The organism is Streptomyces sp. CB01881 (genome assembly GCF_002953255.1).
Classification (GTDB): Bacteria; Actinomycetota; Actinomycetes; order Streptomycetales; family Streptomycetaceae; genus Kitasatospora.
On record NZ_CP026498.1, the window covers coordinates 10,455,830 to 10,465,317 of the forward strand.

Consider the following 9,488-nt stretch of genomic DNA (forward strand, 5'->3'; position numbering starts at 1 on the left):
GGCGGGAGATGGATCACCGAGCGCGAACGTGAGGTGCTGGTGCTGATCGGGCGCGGGATGTCCAACAGCGAGATCTCCGAGCAGCTGTACATCAGTGTCGCGACGACGAAGAGTCATGTGGCGCGACTGCTGGCGAAGCTCGACGCCCGGGACCGGGTGCAGCTGGCGATCGCGGCCTACGAGACGGGCCTGATCGAGCCGGCCGGCTGAACCGGAGCCCCGCAGGCCCCGGAACCCCGCAGGCCTTGGAAGCCCCACAGGCCCCGGAGCCCCGCAAAGCCCCAAGGCCCCGGAGTCGTTGAGGTGCGGGGCTCCGGGGCGCGCACGGGTGTCCCGCATCGGATCGCGGGCCTGACCGCGGTACCGCGCCACCGCGCCGGCAGGCGACCGCGCGACCGAACGGCAGCGCGATCGAACGGCAGCGCGACCCGAAGGACAGCGGCCCGCCGTTGTCAGTGGGACATGGCGACGAGCACCCGGCGGGCGCCGCTGTAGGGCCGGCGGCCGTGGGCCAGGGTGAGGTTGTCGACGAGCAGGACGTCGCCCTGCTGCCAGGCGATGTCGTGGGCCAGTTCGAGACCGGTGTCGCGGATCCTGGTGACGTACTCCGCCGGGATGGGGGAGCCGTCGGCGAAGGTGACCGACTGGGGCAGTTCGTCGGCGGGGACGATCGACGCCAGTTCGCGCATGGTGTCCTCGCCGAGTGTGGCCGGGTGCCACTGGTCGGCCTGGTTGAACCAGAGCTCCTCACCGGTGGCGGGGTGGCGTATCGTCGCCGGCCGTACGGTCCGCGTGCGGAGGGCGTTGCCGGCGGTCCACTCCCACTGGGTGCCGGTCGGGGCGAGGATCTTCTCGACCTGGGCGCGGTCGTCGGTCTCGAAGGTGGCCTGCCAGCTCTTCCCGAAGCCGCGGCCGCCGTGGAGGTACTGCCGATAGCACAGCCCCCGCTGAAATCCCGCCGCAACGGCTCGTCGAGGGCGGCCAGCCAGACGGCGTTGTCGAGCAGGGGGGTGGCACCCCCGCCGGCGGCCGGCTGCACGCAGAAGAAGAGCAGCCGGGCCGGCCAGGCGGGGGCGTAGGAGAGTTCGCTGTGCATCGAGATGGCGTACTCGGGCGGGTACTCCGTCGAGGTGTAGACGTTCTCGCCGACCTTCGTCCTGGGCGTGTTGCCGTGGATGTAGGCGAGGCGCTCGGGGAGCAGCAGCGGCATCACCCCGGCCAGCGACGCCTCCGTCACGTCGAACCCCCGGATGAGCAGGGCCTGGTGGCGGTCGAGGATCTCACGGACGTCGGCCGAGGCGAGGTGCCCGGCCAGCGCCCGTGAGTCGGCCGCGATGCCCGCGCTCTCGGGCGTGATCAGCTCGGGAGCCCAACTCTGCCCGCAGTGGTGCCAGTTGCCCATGGAAGGATCTCCTCGATGTGTGGGACACCGGGGCCGACGGGTGCAACTGGCGTACCGCCGCGGTTGAACATCCGTCAGCCCTCGGTCCAGCCGTGGTTCTTGCCGAACTGCAACAGCGCGCCGCGGACCTGGAGGACCTGCTCGCCGGTCAGCGACGGTGCGCTCTCCAGCAGGAGTTCGGTGACGTCGCGGAGGAACTGGGCGGAGGTGAGGACGTCGCACAGGGAGTCGTCGTCGTCGGCCACCGACCGGGCGGTGGTGGCCGGCGCCGTGACGGCCGGGCGGGCGAGGGCGCCCTTGGGCAGGCGCACGGAGGAGGCCTTCAGGCCGCGGTCCCCCTCTTCCATCTCGAACTCGACCACGAGGCCCGAATGCACCGTGGATTCGGGCATCAGCATGTCGTTGACATGCAGGAAGACGTCCTCCCCGCCGTGGTCGGGAGCGATGAAGCCATAACCCCGGACACTGTCGTAACGCACCACACGACCGGCAACCACGTGTACCCCCAAAGACAACCGGGCCCCTTGCCCGAAACCTGAACCAGAGAATAGTCGAATGGGATTCACGGGAAAAGAAATCCCCGCTGCCTCCCTCGAACATCCGATACGTGCGGGTCGCCCAAAGGGTCTCGGAACTCGGGGGATTGGGCGGATACCGGCCGGAAGCGGAAAGGCCCCGGCCGGGGCGTCGTGGGCACCCTGGGCGCCGTGGGCGCCGTGGGTGTCAGTGGAGCTCGGGGCTGAGGTCGGGGCTGAGGTCCGGGGCGGCGGGGGTCTCCTGGCGCACGCGCAACTCGACGAGTCCCTGCGGCTGGTCGGGCGTGTGGTCGATCCGGATGTCCTCGATGTCGACGCCGGCCTCGCCGACCGCGGCGAACACCCGGGAGAGCGAGCCCGGCCGGTCGGACAGCGTCACGGTGACCGCGGCCAGGCCGCCCGGTGCCGGACGGCTGCCGGGCTCGACCCGCTCCTCGACCCGCTCGTGCCCCCGGTTGCCGCGGCGCAGCAGGGCGTCGAGCTCGGCGGCGGCGTGCTCCCGGGCGGCCGGACCACCGCCGCCCAGCGCCCGCAGCACCTGCACCGCCCGGTCCAGGTCGGCGCCGTACGCCTCCAGCACATCGGCCACGGCGTCCGCGTTGGCCTCCAGGACCTCCCCCCAGAGCGCCGGACTGCCGTCCGCGCCCCGGGTGACGTCGCGCACCCCCTGTCCCAGCACGCGCATGCTCCCCGGCGGCGCGTGTTCCAGCCGGGCGGCCATGAGCGCGGCGACCAGATGGGGCGCGTGCGAGGTCAGCGCCACGCTCCGGTCGTGCTCGCCGCCGTCCATGACCACCGGCGTGGCACCGCAGAGCGCCACCAGTTCCAGCACGCGGTTGAGCACGTCCCGCCCGGTCCCGGCCGATGGCGTGAGCACCCACGGGCGGTTCTCGAACAGATCGGCCCGCCCCGCCAGCGGACCGGGACGCCCCGAGCCCGTCAGGGGGTGGCCGCCGAGGTAGCGCGACGGGTCGACACCCGCGGACACGACCTCACGCCGCGCCCCCGCCTTCAGGCCCGCGACATCCGTGTACGCCCGCGCCAGAAGGCCGTTCTGCACCCGTGCCAGCACCCCGGCCACCCGGGCGGGCGGTACGGCGACCACCGCCAGGTCCACCGGTGCCCGCACCGCCTCCAGCGACCCGGCGCCCATGGCCTCGGCCGTCCTGGCCGCCGTGCTGTCCGAGTCCTCCAGGTACACCGACACGCCGTGACGCACCAGTGCCAGCGCGACCGACGTCCCGACCGCGCCGGTCCCGATCACAGCGGCACTTCTCACTGCCCCAACTCCCAATCCGGAGAGATGAATCGGGCACGAAGCCGCCTCGGGGCCGGCCCGGACCGGATGGTAACCCGGCACCGGACCGCCATGTCACACCGTCCCGGCAGGCAAGATTGTCCCTGTGTCAGATCCAACGCCTCGACAGGAGCACGACCAGGAGTGACGATTAGGGCTGATCCACGCGCGTGTTGCCTGCGAGTCGACCGCAAAGCACCAGAGGGCAGCTGGTGTTGACCCGGACACCCGGCGAGGTCGACTCCGGCTTTTGTAGTCGGCGAGCCGCTATCCAACGGGGAGAACACCTTGAGCCAGTCAGTCGCGCAATCGCTCGACTCCGCGGATGCAAGGACGACTGTCAACGCCATCAAACCAGCTGTACCCGCTCAAACCCGCCGGACGAGGGTGACGGCCGTTCCCATCCATTCACTGCGCCCCGGCGACTCGCCGCGATCCGAGGGGAAGGACACCAATCACGTCGCCCAACTGGCAGAACTCGACGCGCCACTGCCACCGATCCTGGTCGAACGCGACACCATGCGCGTCATCGACGGAATGCACCGCGTCATGGCCGCGCTGCTGAAGGGCCAGGAGACCATCGATGTCGAGTTCTTCGGCGATAGCACCGACGATGCCTTCCTGCGTGCCGTCGAAGCCAACGTTTCCCACGGCCTGCCCCTCTCGCACTCCGACCGCCGTGCCGCGGCCGAACGGATCATCCAGACCCACCCGCACATGTCCGACCGCGCCATCGCACGGGCCGCCGGCCTCGGCGCCAAGACCGTTGCCACCATTCGCCACCGCTGCGCCCGGACCGTTCCCCAGCCCGCCACGCGTGTCGGCCGCGACGGCAGAGTGCGGCCGCTGAACAGCGTGGAGGGTCGACAACGCGCCGCCCAGCTGATAGCGGAACGCCCCTTCGCCTCCCTGCGCGAGGTCGCACGGCTCGCGGGGATCTCCCCGGCCACCGTCAGCGACGTCCGCAAGCGCCTTGAGTCCGGCGAGTCTCCCGTCCCGGGCTCCGAGGGCCACCGCCACGACGGCGGTGACCAGGACGCTGCGGGGGCGGGCGAGGGCAACGGCGGCGACCGGGCCGGCGCACAGGCCAGGAGCGCCAAGGCGAAGGCGGACCGGCGGGTCCGGCTGCTCCACCTCGACCCCGCCTCGGTCCTCGACAAGCTCCTGCGCGACCCCTCCCTGCGTCACAAGGAGGAGGGCCGTCAACTCCTGCGCCTGCTCCAGCAGAACTCGATCGGCTCCCGCAGCTGGTCGGACCTGAGCGCCGTCGTGCCGCCGCACTGCGGGGCGCTCGTCGTCGAGCTCGCGCGGCAGTTCGCCGAGAGCGGAGTTCGCCCAGGAGCTCGACGACCGTGTGCGCTCCGTCGAGCACCGCACCGCGACCCAGTAGGTCCCCGCCCGCGCGCGGCTCCGGGCGGGACCGCCGCCACCCGACCCCGGGGTGGTGGCGGTCCCGCCGGTGGCAGTCCCGCCGTCAGGGCTTGCGGGCGACGCCGGCGTACATCCAGCGGGTGGTGTCCTCGGTCGGGCCGTCCGGCCGCCAGAGCGGGACGAAGTCGACGCCGGGCTCCAGCAGTTCCCAGCCCTCGAAGAGCGCCTCGACCTCGGCCCGGCCGCGTCCGTTGATGCGCGACTCGGTGTCGTCCCAGGTCTTCGCCACCTCGGCGGCCCGCTGCGGGTTGCCCTCGAAGGTGCTGTGGGAGATCAGCAGGTGGCTGCCCGGGGCGAGCCGGCTGTGGACCGCCCGGACCGCGGCGTGCGCGTGGTCGTCGCCGACGAAGTGGAGGACGGCGAGCAGCAGGACGGCGACCGGCTGCGAGAGGTCGATCAGCTCGCGCAGCGCGGGGCGGTCCAGGAGCTCGTCGAGGTCGCGGAGGTCGCCGGTCAGGACGGTGGTGGTGCGGTTGTCCGCGAGGAGGGCCCGGCCGTGGGCGAGCACGATCGGGTCGTTGTCGATGTAGACGACCCGGGCGTCGGGGGCGACGGCCTGCGCCACCTCGTGCACGTTGCCCTGGGCGGGCAGGCCCGAGCCGATGTCGATGAACTGGCGGATGCCGGCCGCCACACAGAGCCGGACGGCGCGGCGCAGGAAATCCCGGTTCTCGCGGGCCGCCTGCGGGATGTCGGGAGCGGCGGAGACGGCGTGCTCGGCGGCGACCCGGTCGGGCGGGAAGTTGTCCTTCCCGCCGAGCCAGTAGTCGTAGATCCGGGCGGGATGCGGACGGTCGGTCTGGAGGTCCGTTGTCCCGCTGGTGCCTCTGGCGTCGAACATCCGGTCCCCTCCGGTGAACTGAACGGCATTCATCCGCCTGTGCGGCAGGGACGCCGCCCGGTCGAACGTCCACGCATGATAGCGGGCCCGGCCGACGGGGAGGGAGGTCCCTCCCCGAAGGGACGGGACGCCGCGGAGGGGGTCGTCCGAATCGGACGCGTGCGAATTCCATCGATTTTGCATGTTCATGTCGTTAGAGTGCTGCAACGTCAACAGCCGACGCAGTGAGCGGAGTTCCATGGCCATCCCGCGCAGATCCATCCTCAAGGGCTCTTCGGCGGCCGGTGCCGCCCTGGTCGCGGGCGGTGCGCCCGCCGCGGCCGCCGAGCCCGCACCCGATCCGGCACCGGCCGCGAGCCCGCTGCTCCAGTCGGCCCCGCACCGGCTCGGGGCGCCGAGCGTGAACGGGCTCCACCTCCAGTTCGGCACGGACGCCTCGTCCGAGATGACGGTCTCCTGGATCACCCCGCAGTCGGTGGGCCGTCCGCACGTCCGGCTCGGGTCGCCGGACGGCGGCCTCGGCCGGGTGGTCGACGCCGAGACCCGGGCCTACCGGGACGCGCTCTCCAAGGAGGAGGTGTACGTCCACCACGCCCGGCTGTCCGGACTCCGCCCGGCGACCACCTACCTCTACGCCGCCGGCCACGACGGCGCCAACCCGGAGACGGGCTCCTTCACCACCGCGCCGCGCGGCCGCTCCGCCTTCACCTTCACCAGCTTCGGCGACCAGGCCACCCCCAACCTCCGGCGGCAGGTCGTGTTCCCCGACGGCGTCCCCTCGCCGCTCGGCAAGTACCCGGTGTTCACCAGCAGCCAGGTCGGGACCGCCGCGTCCGCCGACATTGTGGCGGCCGTCGAGCGGGTCGGCCCGCTGTTCAACCTCGTCAACGGGGACCTCTGCTACGCCTCGTACAGCGGCCGCCACGGGCAGAGCCGGGTGGCGACCTGGGCGGACTGGTTCATCAACAACAGCCGCTCGACCAGGCTGCGCCCCTGGATGCCGTGCGCCGGAAACCACGAGAACGAGGGGGGCAACGGCCCGATCGGCGCCGCGGGCTACCAGGCCTACTTCAACCTCCCCGACTCCTCGGCCTCCCTCGACGAGGAGACCCGCGGGATGTGGTACGCGTTCACCGTCGGCGCGGTCCGCTTCATCAGCCTCGCCAACGACGACGTGGCGATCCAGAACAGCGGCGACACCTACCTGCGGGGTTACTCGGGCGGCGCCCAGCAGCACTGGCTGGAGCGCGAGTTGAGGGCCGCCCGGGGCAGCCGGGCGATCGACTGGATCGTCGTCTGCATGCACCATCCGATGATCTCCAGCTCCCTGCACGGCAGCGGCAGTGACCTCGGTATCCGCGAGACCTGGGGCCCGCTGTTCGACGCCTACGGCGTGGACCTCGTCGTCAGCGGCCACGAGCACTACTACGAGCGCTCCCACCCCGTCCGCGGGACCCTTCCCAACGACACCCGCACCCCGGTGCCGTCCGGCACCAACCCTGACCTGGCCGACACCGACCGGGGCACCGTCCACATGATCATCGGGGCCGGCGGCAACGCCGCCACGACCCAGGACGACCTGTTCGAGCAGCCCAAGGGCCGGGTGGTCATCGGGCTGGAGGACCCGAAGCCGGGGGCCCCGTACCGGGAGTCGATCTGGCTCACCGAGGACGCCCCCTGGGCCGCCGTCCAGGACCGCAAGCACACCCACGGCTTCGCGGCCTTCGACGTCGACCCCGGCGACCGCCGCAGCGGCCGCACCCGGATGCGGGTCACGTACTACACCTTCGACGGCCCGCATGGTGACCTGACCCCGGTGGACACCTTCACCCTGGAGCGCAGCCGCTCCGACGCCCGGGGGTGACGCCGGTCGGTGCCGGCCGGCGCCGGCACCGGCGCCGAGGGCTTCGGCCACGGATACGGCCGGTGGGTACGGCCTGGGGAGGCCGTACCCACCGGCCGTTTCGGACCGGGTGCGGTCAGGTGTGGGTGGTCAGGGGTGGGGGGAGTGGGTCAGCAGCTCCAGTCGACCTTGTAGAAGCTGGCGTAGTGGTCCGAGGTGTAGTAGTCCTCGTGGTAGACCTTGCCGGTGATGATCCGTCGCGCGCCGCGGGTGGGGCTGTTCGGGGTGATCACGGTGTACTCGTGGTAGTAGCCCGAGGACTTGGCGGGCAGCACGCGCTCACGGTTCTGGAAGACGACACCGTCCTGCGAGTACGGGAACGGCCCGTCGGCGTCGATCAGGTCCAGGGTGTCCCAGGCCTGGCTGGGCAGGTCGCTCAGGCAGGCGCTGCCGCTGACGGTGGCGTGGGCCTCGGTGGTGAACACCGCGGTGGGGGCGAGGGAGAGCAGGCCGACGGTGAGGGCGGCGGCGGCGCGGGTCTTCAACGCGCGTAGAACGATTCGCATGACAGCAGTCTGAAGTGTTGTCAGGTTCAGGCGGAAGGCTCGACGGGGAGGTGCGGGAACACTTCACTCCCGCGTCACTGGACCGGAACCGGCAGGACGCGCGGCGTACCACCGCCATGAGCGTTCCGGGGCTGCGCTCCTGTCATCCCGGCGCGCCGGCCGGCTGCCGCACCGGCCCGAAAAGGGTTTGACGTCCGTCGGTGACCGCCGGTCGGATGGCACCTCATGAGCGCAGAGCAGATGCACCCCGGTCAGCACCCCGTCGACGACGACCTCGTACGGCGGCTGGTCGCCGGGCAGTTCCCGCAGTGGGCCGGGCTGGCGGTGGAGCGCCTGCCGTCCGGTGGCACGGTCAACGTCCTGTACCGGCTGGGCGACGCGATGGTCGTACGGCTGCCGATGGTGGGCGGCGGGGCCGAGGACGTGGCGCTGGAACAGCGGTGGCTGCCCCGCCTCGCGCCCCACCTGCCGACCTCCGTCCCGGAGGTGCTCGGCGCCGGGGAGCCCGCCGGGGGGTTCCCGTGGCCGTGGTCGGTGTACCGCTGGCTCCCGGGGGACAATCCCGAGGCGGGTGCGCTCGATGAGCCGGTGCTGCTGGCCGAGGACCTGGCCGGGTTCGTGACCGCGATGCGGGGCCTCGCCCTGCCGGGCGCGCCGGCCGCCTACCGCGGCGGGCCGCTCGCGAGGCTCGACGCGTCGACCCGCGCGGCGATCGCGCAACTGCGCGGTATTCCCGAGGAAGGCGTCGACTGCGACGCCGCGACCGCCGTGTGGGAGGAGGCGCTGCGGGCCCCGGCCTGGGACGGGCCGCCGGTGTGGCTGCACGCCGACCTGATGCCCGGCAACCTGCTGGTGGCCGGAGGCAGGCTGACCGCGGTGATCGACTTCGGCTGCACGGGCGTGGGCGACCCGGCCTGCGACCTCTTCCCGGCCTGGAACCTGCTGCCGGCCGACGGGCGCAAGGCCTTCCTCGGGGCACTCGATGTGGACGACGCCACCCGGACCCGCGGCCGGGGCCGGACGCTCGCGCAGGCGCTGACCGCGCTGCCGTACTACCGCAGGACCAATCCGGCGATGGCGCGCAACGCCCGGCACGTGATCCGGGCGGTGCTGGAGGAGGGCTGAGGCCGGCCGCGCGGGTGGCGGTGGCGGTGGTGTTCAGGAGCGGCGGGACGGGCATCGCTGGTGCTGTCGATCGCGGCCGTGTTCTTCTGAACGAGGCGTTACCCACATCAAGTTGACGTCTCGTCAGAGCCGCCGAAAGCCCCCGGCGGGGCTTCGGCCGGCGCCCCCACCCGTCAGCGACACACCCAAGGAGCGCAATGAAGCGCCTCGCTCGTACCCTCGCCGTGGCCTCGGCCGCCGGGTCACTCCTGCTGCTCGCCGCCCCCGCCTCGCAGGCGGCGTCCGCCACCGGCCCGGCCCCGTGCGTGAACGTCACCACCGCGAACGCCGCCGGGACGGCCAGATCTCGGTCTGTCCGCAGAGCGGCAGCACCTACCGGGTCACCGGTTTCATCGAGACCAGCCTGCCCTACGACGCCTGGAGCGGCCCGATCTGCTCCGCCTGGTT

The 9,488-nt window shown here is 72.2% G+C and carries 9 protein-coding genes and 1 pseudogene; 3 read left to right on the forward strand and 7 right to left on the reverse strand.

From position 1 onward, the window contains the following. Positions 1 to 210 (forward strand): LuxR C-terminal-related transcriptional regulator (locus C2142_RS40895; protein ID WP_241002967.1); only part of this gene is annotated, 210 nt, incomplete at its 5' end. 242 nt (positions 211 to 452) lie between these two features. Here the strand turns inward: C2142_RS40895 and C2142_RS40900 are convergent. The 6 genes and pseudogenes from C2142_RS40900 to C2142_RS35025 all read right to left on the reverse strand — a co-directional run bounded on the left by C2142_RS40900 (position 453) and on the right by C2142_RS35025 (position 5,507). Beyond that, complete coding sequence (locus C2142_RS40900; protein ID WP_346766442.1) at positions 453 to 1,067, reverse strand: TauD/TfdA family dioxygenase; 615 nt, start codon at positions 1,065 to 1,067, stop codon at positions 453 to 455. After that, positions 950 to 1,402, reverse strand: a pseudogene (locus C2142_RS40905) (TauD/TfdA family dioxygenase); the annotation flags it as partial. The pseudogene C2142_RS40905 and the gene C2142_RS40900, both read right to left, overlap by 118 nt. 74 nt (positions 1,403 to 1,476) lie before the next feature. Then, positions 1,477 to 1,899 carry a cold shock domain-containing protein gene (locus C2142_RS35010; protein WP_148646878.1) on the reverse strand — a complete coding sequence of 141 codons (423 nt, stop codon included), beginning with the start codon at positions 1,897 to 1,899 and terminating at the stop codon, positions 1,477 to 1,479. Between the two features lie 226 nt (positions 1,900 to 2,125). Beyond that, complete coding sequence (locus tag C2142_RS35015) at positions 2,126 to 3,217, reverse strand: prephenate dehydrogenase (RefSeq protein ID WP_148646879.1); 1,092 nt, start codon at positions 3,215 to 3,217, stop codon at positions 2,126 to 2,128. A gap of 426 nt (positions 3,218 to 3,643) precedes the next feature. Then, the gene (locus C2142_RS40910) at positions 3,644 to 4,441 is read right to left on the reverse strand and encodes a hypothetical protein (RefSeq protein WP_241002969.1); all 798 of its coding nucleotides are present in this window, start codon (positions 4,439 to 4,441) and stop codon (positions 3,644 to 3,646) included. A gap of 268 nt (positions 4,442 to 4,709) precedes the next feature. Further along, entirely contained in the window at positions 4,710 to 5,507 is a 798-nt protein-coding gene (locus C2142_RS35025; protein WP_148646880.1) for an SAM-dependent methyltransferase, read from the reverse strand. 238 nt (positions 5,508 to 5,745) lie between these two features. Between C2142_RS35025 and C2142_RS35030 the strand changes: the two genes are divergently transcribed. Beyond that, a complete protein-coding gene (locus tag C2142_RS35030) occupies positions 5,746 to 7,371 on the forward strand; it encodes a metallophosphoesterase family protein (protein WP_148646881.1) in 1,626 nt (541 codons plus the stop codon). Positions 7,372 to 7,520: 149 nt separating this feature from the next. Here the strand turns inward: C2142_RS35030 and C2142_RS35035 are convergent, their stop codons facing one another. Continuing rightward, entirely contained in the window at positions 7,521 to 7,916 is a 396-nt protein-coding gene (locus C2142_RS35035) for a ribonuclease domain-containing protein (RefSeq protein ID WP_148646882.1), read from the reverse strand. A 225-nt stretch (positions 7,917 to 8,141) separates the two neighbouring features. Between C2142_RS35035 and C2142_RS35040 the strand changes: the two genes are divergently transcribed. Further along, positions 8,142 to 9,041, forward strand: a complete 900-nt coding sequence (locus C2142_RS35040) for an aminoglycoside phosphotransferase family protein (RefSeq protein WP_206671087.1) — start codon at positions 8,142 to 8,144, stop codon at positions 9,039 to 9,041. Positions 9,042 to 9,488: the final 447 nt, after the last annotated feature.